Origin of the sequence: Pseudoflavonifractor capillosus (assembly GCF_016902575.1) — a bacterium.
GTDB classification, from domain to species: domain Bacteria; phylum Bacillota; class Clostridia; order Oscillospirales; family Oscillospiraceae; genus Enterenecus; species Enterenecus capillosus_A.
Genome location: NZ_JACSNZ010000001.1, coordinates 105,398 through 121,255 on the forward strand (window position 1 = coordinate 105,398; position 15,858 = coordinate 121,255).

The 15,858-nt window shown below is 47.6% G+C and carries 19 protein-coding genes; 7 read left to right on the forward strand and 12 right to left on the reverse strand.

Annotation, left to right across the window (positions count from 1 at the left end; genetic code table 11):
* Positions 1-250: 250 nt before the first annotated feature.
* A complete protein-coding gene (locus H9X86_RS00600) occupies positions 251-856 on the reverse strand; it encodes a hypothetical protein (RefSeq protein ID WP_204899664.1) in 606 nt (201 codons plus the stop codon).
* 224 nt (positions 857-1,080) lie between these two features.
* On the opposite strand from H9X86_RS00600, the gene H9X86_RS00605 reads away from it, so the two are divergent.
* From H9X86_RS00605 to H9X86_RS00635, 7 genes are all read left to right on the forward strand, one after another.
* Positions 1,081-2,199: a helix-turn-helix domain-containing protein gene (locus H9X86_RS00605; protein ID WP_204899665.1), complete on the forward strand. Its 1,119-nt coding sequence runs from the start codon at positions 1,081-1,083 to the stop codon at positions 2,197-2,199.
* A 27-nt stretch (positions 2,200-2,226) separates the two neighbouring features.
* Positions 2,227-2,553: a hypothetical protein gene (locus H9X86_RS00610; protein ID WP_087180074.1), complete on the forward strand. Its 327-nt coding sequence runs from the start codon at positions 2,227-2,229 to the stop codon at positions 2,551-2,553.
* A gap of 12 nt (positions 2,554-2,565) precedes the next feature.
* Positions 2,566-3,984 (forward strand): hypothetical protein, encoded by a 1,419-nt coding sequence (locus tag H9X86_RS00615; RefSeq protein ID WP_204899666.1) that lies wholly within the window; start codon positions 2,566-2,568, stop codon positions 3,982-3,984.
* Positions 3,977-4,687: an ATP-binding cassette domain-containing protein gene (locus H9X86_RS00620; protein ID WP_204899667.1), complete on the forward strand. Its 711-nt coding sequence runs from the start codon at positions 3,977-3,979 to the stop codon at positions 4,685-4,687. The genes H9X86_RS00615 and H9X86_RS00620 overlap by 8 nt, the downstream gene beginning before the upstream one ends.
* A 73-nt stretch (positions 4,688-4,760) precedes the next feature.
* On the forward strand, positions 4,761-5,102 hold the full coding sequence (locus H9X86_RS12655; RefSeq protein WP_204899743.1) for a winged helix-turn-helix domain-containing protein: 342 nt from the start codon (positions 4,761-4,763) through the stop codon (positions 5,100-5,102).
* Positions 5,103-5,647: 545 nt separating this feature from the next.
* A complete protein-coding gene (locus H9X86_RS00630) occupies positions 5,648-7,612 on the forward strand; it encodes a bacteriocin-associated integral membrane family protein (RefSeq protein WP_204899668.1) in 1,965 nt (654 codons plus the stop codon).
* A gap of 2 nt (positions 7,613-7,614) precedes the next feature.
* Complete coding sequence (locus H9X86_RS00635; RefSeq protein WP_204899669.1) at positions 7,615-8,265, forward strand: ATP-binding cassette domain-containing protein; 651 nt, start codon at positions 7,615-7,617, stop codon at positions 8,263-8,265.
* A gap of 146 nt (positions 8,266-8,411) precedes the next feature.
* On the opposite strand, the gene H9X86_RS00640 is transcribed toward H9X86_RS00635, so the two are convergent.
* From H9X86_RS00640 to H9X86_RS00690, 11 genes are all read right to left on the reverse strand, one after another.
* A complete protein-coding gene (locus H9X86_RS00640) occupies positions 8,412-8,900 on the reverse strand; it encodes a hypothetical protein (protein WP_204899670.1) in 489 nt (162 codons plus the stop codon).
* Entirely contained in the window at positions 8,897-9,598 is a 702-nt protein-coding gene (locus H9X86_RS00645) for a hypothetical protein (protein ID WP_204899671.1), read from the reverse strand. Before H9X86_RS00645 ends, H9X86_RS00640 begins: the two co-directional genes overlap by 4 nt.
* A 59-nt stretch (positions 9,599-9,657) precedes the next feature.
* Positions 9,658-10,233, reverse strand: coding sequence for a sigma-70 family RNA polymerase sigma factor (locus H9X86_RS00650; protein ID WP_087235922.1), 576 nt, complete (start codon positions 10,231-10,233; stop codon positions 9,658-9,660).
* A 14-nt stretch (positions 10,234-10,247) separates the two neighbouring features.
* Positions 10,248-10,664, reverse strand: coding sequence for a zinc-finger-containing protein (locus H9X86_RS00655; RefSeq protein ID WP_087235924.1), 417 nt, complete (start codon positions 10,662-10,664; stop codon positions 10,248-10,250).
* Between the two features lie 60 nt (positions 10,665-10,724).
* On the reverse strand, positions 10,725-11,072 hold the full coding sequence (locus H9X86_RS00660; protein ID WP_243416762.1) for a hypothetical protein: 348 nt from the start codon (positions 11,070-11,072) through the stop codon (positions 10,725-10,727).
* Between the two features lie 103 nt (positions 11,073-11,175).
* Positions 11,176-11,406, reverse strand: coding sequence for a DUF6133 family protein (locus tag H9X86_RS00665; protein ID WP_058963714.1), 231 nt, complete (start codon positions 11,404-11,406; stop codon positions 11,176-11,178).
* A 51-nt stretch (positions 11,407-11,457) separates the two neighbouring features.
* Complete coding sequence (locus H9X86_RS00670; protein WP_204899672.1) at positions 11,458-11,604, reverse strand: hypothetical protein; 147 nt, start codon at positions 11,602-11,604, stop codon at positions 11,458-11,460.
* Between the two features lie 198 nt (positions 11,605-11,802).
* Positions 11,803-12,681, reverse strand: coding sequence for a type II secretion system F family protein (locus H9X86_RS00675; RefSeq protein ID WP_204899673.1), 879 nt, complete (start codon positions 12,679-12,681; stop codon positions 11,803-11,805).
* Complete coding sequence (locus H9X86_RS00680) at positions 12,678-13,610, reverse strand: type II secretion system F family protein (protein ID WP_058963712.1); 933 nt, start codon at positions 13,608-13,610, stop codon at positions 12,678-12,680. Before H9X86_RS00680 ends, H9X86_RS00675 begins: the two co-directional genes overlap by 4 nt.
* A gap of 3 nt (positions 13,611-13,613) precedes the next feature.
* Positions 13,614-14,990, reverse strand: coding sequence for a CpaF/VirB11 family protein (locus H9X86_RS00685; protein ID WP_087221774.1), 1,377 nt, complete (start codon positions 14,988-14,990; stop codon positions 13,614-13,616).
* Entirely contained in the window at positions 14,983-15,786 is an 804-nt protein-coding gene (locus H9X86_RS00690; protein WP_204899674.1) for a CpaE/TadZ family protein, read from the reverse strand. Before H9X86_RS00690 ends, H9X86_RS00685 begins: the two co-directional genes overlap by 8 nt.
* Positions 15,787-15,858: the final 72 nt, after the last annotated feature.

Here is a 15,858-nt window from a genome sequence, read left to right on the forward strand (position 1 = left end):
CGTTAATATCTATATATAAAAAGTGCCAGCAGATACCAGCCCCGAAAGGGCGCGGCAATACCACTGACACTTGATACAGCATACAACCTTGACTGCGTGTGCAATGCAGATTTTTAATCTGCGGTACAGAAGCTAAGTCTGTATCCCACAAGGGGAAACGCACAAAAATCAATTACAAGATAAGTGTAACACTATATCTTGTGTTTGTCAAGCGGTATAATACTATATATAGATATTTAAGCGAGGCGAATCACAATATATGGTTCATGTCGCGGTAGTAATCATCCAGCAGATAGAATTTGAGTGCTCGGGCTGCCGGCGTCCCGTAGCCGAATATCAGACGATAGAGATTGCCTGTCCCATCTACGCCGAAGGGACCGAGCCAGTGGGAGATGGTGTTGCCATCGAGATACCAGAGCTGAATATCCCGGTAATCATCTTCACTGACAAGCCCGGAAGAAGCCAGACGATAAGCGTCTTCCTCATCGATCATGGGGTAGGAAAGAAAATGGCGGTAGAGCTCGTCCGACAGCCCAAGAGCCTGCTGGTAGGTCAGAGGATTGGGGTGGTCCAGCCACCAGCGGGTAATATCTTCAAAGGTACGCAGACGCGGTTTGGGATTGAGGGACCGGAAGCGCCGGATGAAAGCTTTGATTTCTTCCGGGGCGGCCGGCGGCGGGAGCGGGATCTCACGCACTTCGTCATCCAAAAAGCCGAAAGCAAGCTGCTCGCCGGTCTCATCCTCCAGCAAGAGCGAGGCGCGGGACAGCGGTGAGACCAGGAAATGCTCCATCGCAAAGGTTTCGTCCAGAAAACGCTGGATCTTGTATTGCTCAATGGTGTGGGGCTTATACATTGGGGGAACCTCCTTTTAAGTATTCCGCCTATTAAATAGTAAAAACTGCGGAATGTTCTGCACAAAATTGATTTCCGGAAATATAAAATTTGAATTCATATATCGGAGGGGCAGTGGTATAATTTGAATGTTTCCTGCAGGTTGATTTGTCTTCAAGAAGTTAAAATATGCTCCATTGTTTTTCGGACATAAAGTTTTTATACTATTATCAGGAGGTAAGGATAATGAAAGAAATCCATCTTGGTCGTGTCTTGGTTGAAAACCGCCATAAGCGTGGAATTACCCAAGATGAATTGGCCGCATATATGGGGGTATCTAAAGCCGCTGTTTCAAAATGGGAGACAGGAATGACATATCCTGATATTACCTTGTTACCGCAGCTTGCTACCTATTTTAATATCAGTATTGACGAACTGATTGGCTATGAGCCGCAAATGACAAAGGAGCAGATTCGAGCCCTGTATCGAAAATTAGCAACTGACTTTTCTACGCAGCCGATAGCACAGGTACGGGAGCAATGCCGTGAGATCACGAAAAAGTATTTCTCCTGTTTTCCTCTTTTGTATCAGATTGGGAGCTTGTATGTAAACTATAGCCCATTCGTTGAGGATAAGACTGCGGCAAAAGAAATGTTAGAGGATGCCAGCAGGTTATTTGAACGGGTAAAGTCCGAAACAGACAATGTGGATCTGGCAAAACAGGCCCTCAATATGGAGGCTCTATGCCAATTAACCCTGGGCAATCCATCAGAAGTATTAAATCTTTTGGGCGAGCCAGATTTTTCTATGACATCCACAGAACCTTTGCTGGCTTCGGCCTACCACTTTTTAGGCAACAAAAAAGAGGCCAAGAGTATTTTACAAGTGGGTATTTTTCAACATACCGTTGTACTTATCAATCTACTGTCCATTTATCTGGGCCTTTGCTTAGAGAACAAAGATGCTTTTGAAGAAACTGCAAGAAAATCTTATGCAATGATAGAGGCTTTTAATCTGACTAAATTGCACCCAGGAATTATACTTCCACTGTATTTCACGATTGCACAAGGATATATGAAACTGGGAAACTCTGAAAAAGCGTTGGAGCTGCTGGAAGGCTATACACAACTGGCAACCAGCAATATCTATCCCTTGAGCTTACATGGCGATGAATACTTTGACCTTTTAGATGGCTGGCTGGAAAACACGCTCACAATGGGAAGCGATATGCCGCGCAATGAGATGACGATTAAGAAAAGCGCGGTAGAAGCCATTATTAACTGCAAGACCTTTGAACCGTTGAAAGACGATGTTCATTTCCGAAATATCATAAAGCGGCTGAAAACCCTTGAAGAAAATGGTTGAGCCGGTTTAGCAACGGAGGCTAATAAAATGATTCGCAAACTGTTAAAAAACCTTCTTGGTGAGAATTTCACCGAAAATAATGCAAAACTGGCAACCGTCAATTTTGCGATTATTCTTTTGATGTTTCTCCTGTCCGGCATTATGCTGTTCTTCCTGCCGGAGCAGATTTCTATTTTGCATACGGGTGATACCTATTATCCCTTACCCAGCGTTTTAGCTGTCTGGCTGCTTCCAATCATTGCGCTGGTTATAAACATCGGCTTTATCAAGCAGAAGCGGCTTTCAAAAATGAATAGCATTGTGTTTGCTGTTCTTTTAGTAATCATGATGGCATCCTATATTTCACAGATATAAGCCGGAAGAACTATGAAGCGCACACTCTATAAAGCAATCTTAAAAAGCAGAAGCACCCCCATTATTACGCTTTCACTTTCCATGATCGGTATTTATGTGGGGTACTTGATATGGTATGTATTGGGTCACTACCTGCCCGGATCAATATCTGACTATCGTGTATTCGTGTCCATCCTTGCAATTTGGATCAGTGCATTTATTGGAATATATAAAATACCCGATCAGCTTTTTACCAACCGGCGGATAAAAGATGTTCTGTGCTTCCCACTATCGTCAGGCAGATTAGTCCTATTAGTTATTGGCCGTCTTGCCTGTTTACAATTAGGCGTCACCATTTCTGCATTTTGGGCCTGCTTTTTGTATGTCATTTCAGATTGGTTTTCGACAGTAACAATCATGCTGTTTTGTTGGATAGGTAGCTGTTTGATTGATCTGCTTGTTCTGCTGATTTCTATGGCTATCGCCAATTTGCTTCCGGCATCCATTGTGGGATATGGATTTATCCTCTTACAATATGGAGCATTTTTGTTGTTGGCGCTATCAGCAGGAAATCTTGTGTCGGAGATTTTATTTCGGCCGGGATTTTTAGAAAACCTGAATAAAGTATTTTGCCCTGACAAGTGGCTCCTGATTGCAATGTTGGTTGCAGCTTTGTCAACTCTTTGTGCTTACTTTTGCGTAAAGGCCGGATATGTTCGCGGGTATCTGAACACCCAGAACTTTCAGCATCAAAAAGCCAATAAAGCCATAGCGCCTACAAAAATTAAAAATCCGTACTTCCTGTTGGAATGGAAACGGGTATCAAGAAACAAGGAACTCATTTTCTTTTCAAACATAAAGAATATCCTGACAGTGATTGTTCTGTGCGGGCTATTGGTGCAAAACTTTGATTGGATAGGAGTGTCCGAACGATATACTTTAGAATTGTTTCTGCTGGTGTCCTGCTGTGCTGTGAACACCATTTCAAGCACCGCCTATTCCAGCGATCCGAATAAAGCATACATTTCATTTCTTCCCATATCCACACACCGATTATTTTTTTGGAAAACCCTGCAAGGTTTCTTTTGGGGAGAAATTACGGTATTGCTGTTCTGGGCGGGAGCAACATTTTTTTACGGTATATCTGTACTGGATGCCTTCTTACTTCTCATTTATGGAACTGTAATGAATTATGGCTGTGTATGGTTTGGAGTATTTTTAGACTATAAGATGCCACGCTCACCAAATAGCACAAATGAGCTGCTCCACGGAAATATCAGCAAAGTAATTGTGCTTTTTGCTTCAATAACTTTGACTGTTGGGGAAATCTATTTTATAACGCAAATCAATGATTATATTTCTCTTCTGCCATTTGCTGTTTGTGTGAGTGGTTGTGTTGTTGCGATAGAGTGCGTATATTGGTTGTTTTGCAGGAGGAGTTTTCGTGATTAAAGTAAAAGGCATATCGAAAAAGTATGGAAATAGAATAATTTTTGAAAACATCTCCTGCTCCTTGGACAATCAACGGATTTATGCACTGGTTGGCGTCAATGGCATTGGTAAATCCACATTATTAAATGCCATCACACAACCGGCCAGCATGGATAGCGGAAATGTTGAAATTGATGAGATTGATAATCGGGAGTTTAAGTCTAAGTTTCAGTTTTTCTATGTTCCAGACAGCAAAGAGATGTTTTTGAATTTGACCGGAAATGAATACTTGAAGTGCATCATACAGCTATATCGCCAAAATGCCGTTAAAGCAAAAGAAACGCTCGAAAGGTTGTCAGCGGCTTTCAAGTTGGAGCGGTCACTGAACGAATATATTGCAAACTATTCGCTTGGCATGAAACAAAAGGTGTATCTGATTGCGTCGTTTCTTTCGGGTGCAGGAAATCTAATTCTGGATGAACCTTTTAATGGCCTTGATCCAGAAAGCGTTTTTACCTTAAAAAAGTTTCTAATTGAATATCGAGACGCAGGTGGTCTTGTGTTCTTTTCAGCCCATAACCTTGATTTGATTGCGAATTTCTGTGACGATGTGGTGTTTATTGATAGGAACAGGCAAGTGTTCCAAATAGAGAATCCGAGAGATTTCAAGGAATTGGAGGCCGCATTTTTTGATAAATGTATTTCAGACCAATGGGCAGAATAGAGGTGATTTATATGGGAAGTTTATAATCTTATCTTTCGATGAAAACGAGGAAGCTATCTTCTCAAACACTGTAATGACTCTTTCCGCTGTCTCAGATTTCTTCTCATTAGCAGCCTCGGATGACACACCGCTTTTGCATGGGACTTTACAAATTGTCCCGCAACAGCGTTTAGTATATCAAAAAGGCGTGAGGGTAGAATTGACGCCGATGGAGTTTGATATTCTGCTCCTGTTGGCCCGCCGACCGGGACAGGTGTTCTCCGCCCGTCAGATCTATGAGGCCGTTGCCGCGGACTCCTTTGACGCCAGCTGGACAGGGATCTCCAGCATGGTCTACAAGCTCCGCCGCAAACTGGGGGCTGACATCATCGAAACCGTCCGAGGCCACGGCTACCGGATGAGAATAACAAAATAGAGGGATACGGCACTGAAACTATAGCTTTGGTGCCGTATCCCTATTTCTTGCTCATGGACTGCTTGCTATCTTTCCATCAGGGGTGCTGACGCCGGCACAGAGGCCTTCTACCACTTCGTACCAACCTCGGATAGCGATGCTCACTAAATATGAGAAAACAACGAAAATCTTGCAATGTATCAAGAATTTTTACTTTTAAATGATGCCTTGAATGTCTGGGTTATTCGTTGACGGCTGTTCCCCATGTGTTATATAATAAATGCAATAGCTGAATAAATTCAACCGATTTGCTACGGTAAATCTGTGTGCAAAAGCAGTATCTGAACAATGTGATTTTTACAGGGCTCTGAGTTTGGCATATTAAGAAACTTTGAAATGGTGGTAAAAAGTGGTTCTACAAAATCAATCTGATAGTGGTTCAAATGTAATAAAGTCCGGGTAAAAACTATACCATAGAAAAAATATATAAGATTTATGATAGTAGAAATTTAAGATGTACTGCTATAATATAAAAAAGATATCATTTTTCGAGGGGGATATTGTGTATGAAAAACTTTTTGAAGATTTTCGTTTTCCTTGAGATATTGTTATTCGTATATATTTTCAATAGCTCAATTTACAATATATACGAGAAAAATAATATTGCCGCTGATAATTTAAGTGGTTATATGATTGAAGAAACATCGCCGGAGATCCTCAATCAATTTTATACTGCATTCATTGAGGATTATCCGAACAATAAGTTAGAAATCATCAACAACACACTAACTACGACGGATAAATCTACTTATGATTTATATTGCTATCCCCTGGATGAATTTTCACAAAAACAACCTGTGTCCAGTACAATCGAATTTGAATATTACGAATTAACAATAGAAGATTTTTTAGACAGCGTAGGCATATTCTATACGGATCTATCTGTTGAGGAAATAGATCAACTCGCAACACAGCTATCTACACAAATAATTGAATATGAAGATACGTCTATTCCGTATAGCATGATATTAGAGTTGAACCTTTTTAATTTTATTATCTTGTTCATTGTCATTCTAATAATATACGGCATCTATACTTCTTATAGCCTGAAAAAGATAGGTATAAAAAAGAGTATGGGTTTCTCCACTTTGCGCATATTGAAAGAACAAATCCTCAGTATAGCAAAATACTACTCTATTGTATGTTTAGCTCTGTTGGCTTTACTGAACCTGTATTACGCATTTACAAACCGCTTTGATTTTTCCTATTTGATTATGAGCATATTCTTCTTCGGAATTGTCTTAGTTGTAAATGTGCTTTGTTTGCTTCTTACAAGCGTTTTAATAAAATTTGTTCGTTTGGAAGCAATGATAAAAAATAAAACATTAAACAAAAGCACCAATGTGATCGTACAAGTTATAAAGGTTGCGTTTTCTGTTGTAATTGCTATTACTATCATTTCTTTGCTTGAGCAAAGTGGAGAATTTACGAAAAGTCAACAGGCGGTTTTAGACTATAAATACCTTGATGGCTATTATACATCTAATGGCTTTAATTCAGCAGAATATAATTATGCCATATCAAACCCGGATGTATCGGAGCGTTATTCAAACTCAATTTTAGAGCTATATAGGAACCATCATTCATTGTTATGCGATTATACAGGTAGTGATGAAGCTCAAGGCCCAATGGGAGCTTCGCGCCCATATTATGTCCAACAAACTATTATTGCAAATCTTAATTATATAAAGGAATTTTCCAATATTCAAGTAAACGGAACTCCTTTGGATGAAAGTGTTTTTAGTACACCAACGGTCTTAATTCCTAATATGTATAAGGATGACGAAAGCGTTATAAAAGAACATCTTGCCGGAGAATATGATTTGCTGCTGAACTATAACCAAAATTACGGGATACAAGAAGAAACACGCGCAAATGAATTTAATATTGTTTATATTGATGATAGTTCCACTATAAAGGTTAATACAGAGAAAGGTTTTTCGGATATAACTGGTGGTATTATCATTGTTGATACAGGAGATTTTGGAGGGCTTTATTATTTAGATGCTTTAAATAATAGAAGTTTGTTCTTTTCAGTAGAGTCAAGAGAAGAATTTTCTGCCCTGTTAACGAAATATGATCTGGCACAGTTAGTCGTGGCAGGAACATTGCTGACTCCTTACTTAACACAATTAGAAAGCGTGACGTTTGTCCTTAAAACCCTTACGATGTTCGCTATCGTATTTGTGGTCTCACTGGTGTTTATTCTATACATCTCAAATTATGTAGATGTTTTTGTTAACCGGAAACGATACGCTTTAAAAGAGATTATGGGCTTTTCTCATTTTAAAATACTAAAGAGCCGTTATATTGTTTGGGCAATGGAAATAATCGCATCAGTAATCTTGACTGCTATCAATTATTACTTTGCTTGCTTTTTTGCAATCGTGCTACTGGACTACCTGTTTTGCGAATTGATATACCGGACTTATATCCAAAAGGCTTTATATGAAATCGAAAAGGGGGCATAAGTATGTCATTGATCGTATTGAAAAACATTAAAAAGGAATATGGAAAAAACCAAATATTATTCAATGATTTATCTTTAAAGATAGAGCAAGGAGAATTTGTTGGCCTCATTGGAAAAAGCGGCGCAGGCAAAACAACACTTCTAAATATAATCGGACTGATTACCGATATATCGGCGGGAACAATAACGATTGGCAATTACAAAAATTTGTCTATGAAAAGCAAAAATGCTATGCTCCTTAGACGGCATACAATAGGTTATCTTTTTCAAAATTATGGGCTGGTTGAAGATGAAAGTGTATTATGGAATTTGAAACTGGCCCTTGAATATAAAAAAATAGGCAAAGGGGAGAAATTAAGAAAGATCAACAAGTATTTAAAGCAGTTTGGCTTGGATGATATGCTGAACAAAAAAATATATCAGTTGAGTGGAGGAGAGCAACAGAGGATTGCCATTATCAAATTGATTTTACAAGGAAGCAAAATTATATTAGCGGATGAACCTACATCGGGCCTTGATAAGAATAATGAAGCAATAGTTATGTCGCTGTTACAAAAATTAAATGAAAGAGGGGTCACTATAATCATGGTGACTCACAACATGAACTTATGCGACTATTTTTCCAGAGTAATAGATGTAGAAAAATATAGGTAAAGTTGAAATCAAGTCAAAATTGTTATTGGGCAAACCATGCCAAGCAAAATCGAAACTATTCGCTGGATGAGAATAGAAAAATAGAGGGATACGGCACTGAAGCTATGGCTTTGGTGCCGTATCCCTTTTCTTTACTCATGGGGTGTTTACTCCCTGCTTTCCATATCTTCATCACAGGAGGCTGCGTCCTCCAGCGCCTCGTATCCAAGAAAACTATTGGTGGAGAGAGCGGCGTCCAGATAGTCGTTTCCGACGGCAGGCCGGCTCCCTTTTTGAAAATAAAAGCGGTAGCGGGCGCCGATCTGGAACTTGGCGGTTTTGCTCAACAGCAAAGTGCGCTCCGACCCCTGTTCATCAATCAGCTGGATCTTGCGGTAACGACGCAGCATAGGGGTGCTGACACCGGCGCAGACCCCTTCCACCACTTCGTACTGGCCCCGGGCGGCGGTGCGCCATAGGCTGCTGCCCAGCACCAGAGAAGCGGCAAAAATAAGTCCACCCAGCACCAGAAGGATGCGGTCTGCGGTGACAGTGAAGATCACAAGGCTGACTGCTATGCTGGCGATCCCGGCCAGGAATGTCAGCAGGATTTTGCGCCGCAGGACAAAGGGAAATTGGCTCCATTGGTTTTTCATGTGCTGATCCTTTCAAAAATGATTTGCTGGCGCAGATACAGGTTGGCAACGGCCAGCGTTACCGCCTGGCTGCTCCGGCTGTTCTTCATCAGGCTGGCGATATTCTGGCAGGTGGTTTCGCTGTCGCCGTACACCTTCTCCATCAGGACCCGCTCGCTGGGGAGGGAGAAGATATCCTGCTCCACACATTTGATGATCTCCGCAGTGGAAAGCAGGGCCTGCCGGGAAAGCCGCATGACGCGGGATTCATAGTCGGTTCGGCGGTCTTTGCGAAACAGCTTCAGCGCCTGCCCGACTGAAACGCGACGGCTGAATACCAGCTTCATAAACGATACGCCGCGCACCAGGGCAGAGCCGCTGGTGGGGATGATGCCCAGGGAACTCAACAGATCATACAGCGCATCATATTCGGTCTCCCCGCAGCCGGAAACCAGCAGGCCGCGGGTAAGCAGGCGGTTCACGCAGTCATCCCAGGGCCGGCTGACAGCACCGCCCATAGATGAAGCTAGCTTATCGCACTGAAAAGAAATATCCTCCCACTTGGAGATCCGCCAATTCAGGGCAGTCCAAACGACCAGCTCCTGCATATCCACCATGTAGGGCTGACCGCCAAGGCGGATGACCGGGCAGGACCGGCCGCAGCCATTTGTTTCCCGCTCCAGACGGCCGATTGCAGTATATAAGTTTTTCTGTTCCATCGATCAATGCCTCCTTATATATATCCTTTACTGCGGGAAGGCCGTGGTTTTCAACAAAATCAAAGCAGGCTTGCCAGAAAGCGGGGGTCACTGCGCAACTTGGCGACCGAGCGCGAGATCCATGCACCCACATGGGAGGGCGGAACCTGGTAGAGTTCCGCAATATCCGTGACCCGCATCCCCTGGAGCTTGAGCGCCAGAGCCTCAATCCCAAGCCGGGCCACACCGTCATAGTCCTGCTTGCTGGTCTCCAGAAGCGACAGCGTTTCCATCAGGGACACTTGGGCGTCAAAAGCGTCGGACTGCGGCTCCAGGGCCTCGCCGTCAGCGGCCAGTTCCCCATGCTCCCCAATAATGAGCCGGCTGAACATCTTGCCCCTGTTGCAGATCGTCCGGCAATAGGACAGAAGCCCGTTTTTTACGACTGTTTTGGCGTAGGTGGCAAACTGTGCCCGCCCATCGTCCTTATAGGTGGCCGCGGCTTTGCAGAGCCAGACGCACCCCTCCTGGAACAGATCGCTGTACTCCAGGCCGCAGATAGTCGGATTCACATGGATATAATCGCAGATCACCCAATGCACCACCGGCAGGTTTTGAGCAACGAGTTCCTGCTGCTGTTTCGTCAGGCTGGTCATTTGCTCACCTCCCGTCAGGCTGCCGCCTGTCCGGCGGCGGGAGGAGCTGAGGCCTGCCTACAGAGGCGGACGACCTCATCGCACATCCATTCGGAAAACTGGCCGATATGGGCCTGCCGTTCATCCAGCCCCAGCTTTGCCTGGAGCCAGATGTAGACCTCCCATTTTTCCATGTGCCGGCTCTGCTGCAGCTGCTCCAATGCCCGGTGCGCCAAAATGCGCTTGTGCCGGAGATCTCCATTTGCCAAAGTGCCCATAGGCCGGTGCGTCCTGTCATGGGCGCTCACATAGGCATCGCAGGCGGGCCAGCGGTCGCAGAGATAGAGAAATTTCCCCTGGGAGCGGCGGTTCAAGCCGTAAACCACGCTGGCCGGGCGGAGAGAGGCATTGGCATGGCAATAAGGACATTTGATCTGTTTTTGCTTCATCATAAAATCATCACCTCCAAAGACGCGCCAAAGACGGCGCGATGACGTCTTTCTGTGTAAAAATCAGCTGTTCTGGCTGCAGCTGGAGTCCAGACAAAGCTGCCTGAGCGTACAAGCGGCAGGGTCCGGCGCATGCCATTCGATGTACTTGGAAAAAGCGGCGTCAAAGGAGCGGCGCGACAGGACGGCACTGCACTCGGTAGGTTCTACCTCCTCGCCGGTTAGCTCATGTACGGTTTCCGCAGGCAGAAGCATGACCTGCCCGCACTCATCCACTGTCAGCAGGAATCCGGAACAGGGCTTCTCCCGGCCATACATACAGGCATCGCAGCCACAGCTGACAAAGATGGCATTGCGCCAGTTCCCACGAACGGCCCGCAGAAAGGAATAAAATTTGCAGGATGTTTTCATCCTCTACCTCCAATAGTCGTTTTTTGAGAAAATAAAAAAGCGGGGACCAGCTGTGGATGTCCACAGGCTGATCCCCGCTGACGGCATTTAAGCGAACAAGCCCTTAGTTGGCCGCGCCAAACAGGCCCTCGATCTCCTGCGTGATCCGGGGGATGACCGTATCGTTGAAGATGAGGGTCAGGGCCGCCAGCAGCAGGGCGCCCAGCACAACGGCGATGATGATTTTGACCGCATCAGAGATGTAGAAATCGCCGCGCTGGTTGGAGAGCGCCATACGGGCCCGAAGCGCGAGGCCGTTCGCTTTGCTGCGGATGCAGCTGGTAAACTTCTTCATGGAAATACCTCCTGTAAATGTGATATTGGATTTGGGTATGGTTATGGCCGGTCAGGACCGGCGGATAGGCTTGAGCAGGCTGTTTTTGTTGGAGCGGGGCCTGTCCGGATACGCTTTCGGCTTCTGGCGCAAAAGCAACCGGAACCGGCGCCGCCGCCCATCTTCGCCGTCAGGCGGAATATACTTTTTCTTCGACATGGATTTCTCCTGTTCAGACGGTAGGTTCAAGGCCGGCCTGGGAGCAGGCCGGCCCTGGAGGAATGGATGAAAGGCAGCCGGTATAACGGCTGCTATGGGAACCCACTGCGGTACAAAGCATCACCTCCATCGTAGATTCGCTCCCGGGTGGGAGCGGGTATATGGAAAGCCCACACCAGAGGCGTGGGCGGATACCTGTCAGCCGAAGAAAGCGCCCAGGGAACTCATGACCTCGGTGCAGAGGACCACCAGATAGATGATCATAATGCAAATGAGCATCATCATGGAGTAACGCTGGATCTTCTTGGGGCGCTTGGCCGCTTCCTTTTTCAGATTGTTCTGCTCGATCTGCCTCATGTCAAAGCAGATCATCTTGAAATACATCCGCTGGTCGTCGCCGCGAAGCACGCCGATCAGGCCGCGGATTACATCGGACAGCATGGGGCTGCCAATGCGGGTTTCAAAACGGATCAGGGCATTCTCATAGTTGCCGGTTTTCATGTCGGCAATGGTCTGGTCCAGCTCTGCGCCGAAGTCCTTGCCCGCTACCCGGCGGTAAGAGGTAAGGATCTTCAGCACATCCCGGTCGTTCTCCAGGTTCTGCCCAATGGTCAGGGCGAACCGGGGGATCTCGCTTTCAATGAGCTTGCGGCGCTTCTTAACGAAATCGAAGACGCTGTAATAGGTCGAGAACCACAGCGCCACCGCAAGCCCGATCAGTACGGGAACCATCAGCGGCACCAGAAACACCATCAGGATAGAACAAAGGCCGACGGCGCCCGCCGTGACCCAGGCCCGGGCCGTGTAGATCTCCGGCGTCAGTTCCAGGCCGGCAATATCCAGCGCCCGCTGCAGCTTGTTCCGCTTGAGCTTATCCAGCTTCAGGTACGGGGCGATCAGTCCGGCGATTTTGGTGATGTAGACATCCAGCAGTTTCTCGGCCTTTACGCCCTGCTGCTTGCGGGCCAGCATCATCATGCGGGAGGTCTTCTTTGTGGGAATATCCACAAAGGCGCAGGTCAGATTGTAGGTGGCAAAACTAAAGAAGATGATTGCCACAAGTGCCAAAAGGGTCATGCGCCGTCACCTCCGTATTCAATGGGCTTGCTCAGCTTCATGATCTGCGTCAGGGCAAAGAGAATAATGGCCGCGCAGATCGCCAGGGCAATTTTGCCGGGTGTGGTGAAGATGAGCGTATGGAACCAGTCTTCGTTGAGGAAGTAAAGCAGCGGCACATTGGCGACCACCAGGAACATCATCGTGATGGCCTCACGGCGCGGGCCCTGCATCATGGCCTCCAGCTCAGACTGCACCACGCGCACATCGCTGAACTTCTGGGCGATGGTGGGCAGCGTGTTTTTCATGGAGCGGTCAGACTGGCACTGAATGAGGATGTTGCACCACTCATGAAATACCCGGTTGGGGACCTTCATCTTCAGCGAGTTGATGGCGCTGGTCAGGTTGGCGTTGATCAGTTCCGCCTCGTACACAAATGCCTCGAAGTTGGCCTTCACCGGCTCATTGATGTAGGGCAGGTTTTCCTTGACCGCCCGGATCAGGTCCTCCGTGCGAAGGTAGGAGGTGGTGATGATGGAGATAGCGGTCTCCAGCTCCTCATTCAGATGCTTCTTGTAGCTGGCAGCTGTGCTGCGCAGATACCAGATGGGTGCCAGCGAAAAGCCAATGCCCAGGATCGGCACCATATACACATTGTTGATAAGCAGCGCCAGTACAGCGCCCACCGCAAACAGGATCAGCGACAGCCGCTTGACCGCCTCATAGCGGTCGGAGCGGCCGGTGCCTTTCAAAATCTGCTTCAGCTCATAGTCCTGGTTGAAGAAGCCCTTGGCGGGCGTACCCATCAGGACATTGAGTTCGTCAGACAGAGTAGCTGCCTTGCGCTGGGAGCGGAACAGGGCGTCGATGAAATCCCCCGGCCGCACGCCGAACAGGGCCAGGAGGCCCGCGCTGATCAGCGCAAAGCAAATGATGTAGATCCACTGCAACCTTTAATCCACCTCCTTCGGGGCGTCCATGAACTCCGCCAGCTCCTTATTGGAGATGCCGTTGTCAAGGAGCCGTTTTTTCAAAGTATCCGAGATCAGGCCCACCTTCCGGTGATGGCCCACTACATGGATCTCTCCCTTTTCATCGGTCACATTGTCCTCCACCTCAAACTTGTAGAGCGTGTGGGAAATGAGCTGTCCGTCCCGGTAGTCCTCGCCCTCCAGAATCTCCATGATCTTACGGGAACGGTCTTCCAGCTGCTTGGTAAATACCACGATGGGATAGGCCTCCACCATGATCTCCATGAGCACGGCGTCGTCCATGCTGTATTTGCGCTTGGCGAGGGTCATCATCCTGCGGTAAGTGCTGTTGCAGGAATTGGAGTGGATGGTGGTGCAGACGGTATGGCCGGTGCGGGAGCTCTCGGCGGCCGACAGGCTCTCTGCGGCGGACCGCATCTCGCCGACGCCGATGACATTGGGATGTTTGCGCAGCACCCGCTCCAAAAGAAAGTCCTGGTTGATGTTCAGTGCCGGATTTTCGCTGGGCCGGGTCAGCAGGTGAATGACGGAGTTTAAGATATTCCCGTTTTCATCCCGCTTGACCAGATCAAACTCACGGCTGCCTTCCTCTATGGTGATAAGGCGCTGGTTGTTGGGTACATTGGAGAGCAGCCAGGCCATGATGGTGGTCTTGCCGGAGCCGGTGGAGCCCGCAATGCACACGCTGACGCCATACCGGATGCAGGCCATCAGGAAGTGAAGCATCTCTGCGGTGGCGCTGCCGGAATCCAGCAGCTTCTGCTCGGAGACTGTCTGCTGGTTGACGATACGGATGGAGGCGTTGATCCCCACATCCGGGTCTACAATGGGCGTCTTGTCCACAGAGATACGGATGTTTTTGTCCAGAAAGCCCACCACACTGGGCATGGTGTCGTCAATGACCATGCCGCAGGCATTGAGCATACGGCGCACCACATCAATGGCGTGCTGCGGGGAGGAAAACTTATCCGGGATCTTGATGCTGCGCCCGCCGGCCTCGATCACTTCGATGTCGTTGTAGGCGTTGATGTTGACTTCCTCAATGCCGGGCTTGTAGATCCACTTCTTGAGGAAGGAGTACCCGGCCATATCCTCATAGAGCTTTTCACACAGTTCTTCGGTAGTCAGCCCTTCGATGGCGTATTTCCGCTTGACGATGTACTGTACCATCAGCTCTTTGAGCAGTGTGGTGGCCCGCTCGGCGTTGCCCTCGCCGGCCTCAGCAATGGTGGAGGCGTGATTTTCAGCAAAATACCGCTGCACATCCTCCAGCACCTGGTCATAGGTCAGGTCCTGGTTGGCCGCCGGCGCGAAGAATATGTCGTTGAGATTATTCATCGGCGTCATCCTCCTCGAACTCGTCCACGTCGTCCGCATCCTCTGCCGCCTGCTCGGCCAGTTCCATCTGCTCCAAAGCGTCCAGCACCTTGCTAAGTGAGGCGGTGTACTTGGGATTGCAGTATTTGATGGCCTGGAACATCCCGCCCTCAGTGGCGCAGCGGTCGATCTCCTTACCATAGGGCAGAAGGCCGTCAAAGCCGCCGATGATATAGCCCATTTCATCCAGGGCGTGGAAGGGGCGGGCCATGCCGGCGAAGGTCATGTGCTGGTCATAGTGGAAACGGCCATCCACCAGCAGGGGCTGATGGGCTTTCAGGTAGTTGACGCCTTTCAGGTCGGGGGTGAGCAGGCGGATGACCAGATCGCCGGACTCAATCGCCGCCGGGGTAAACACATTGGTCATGTTGGAACTGCAGTCCAGGATGACGAAATCCACCAGCTTTGCGGCAGCGTTGACCAGCTGGAGTACCATAGCATACTTGACTTCCGGATAGCTCAGCGGATTCTCACCGGCGGAATAGCCCATCAGGCCGATGAAAGGATAGCTTTTGAGCACCGTGACATGGCTTGCCACCAGCGTGGTGTCGATCTCTACGCTGCTCAGGACCTGCCCCACCGAGGCGTTGGTCTGAATGATCTGCTCCGGCAGCCAGACCGGGAGCATGGGGACGCTGATCTCCGCATTGATGATGATGGCTTTCCGCTTGTCGCGGGTCAGGGCTTTTGCCAGGATGCAGGAAAACATACTTTTCCCGCTCCCCGGGCTGCCCCAGACAGTAATGACTTTTCCCATAGGAAACTCCTTTCCCAAGGGTGGAATGCCCTTGACTTTTTGCAAAACAAATGTATAATATAAGATAGATTA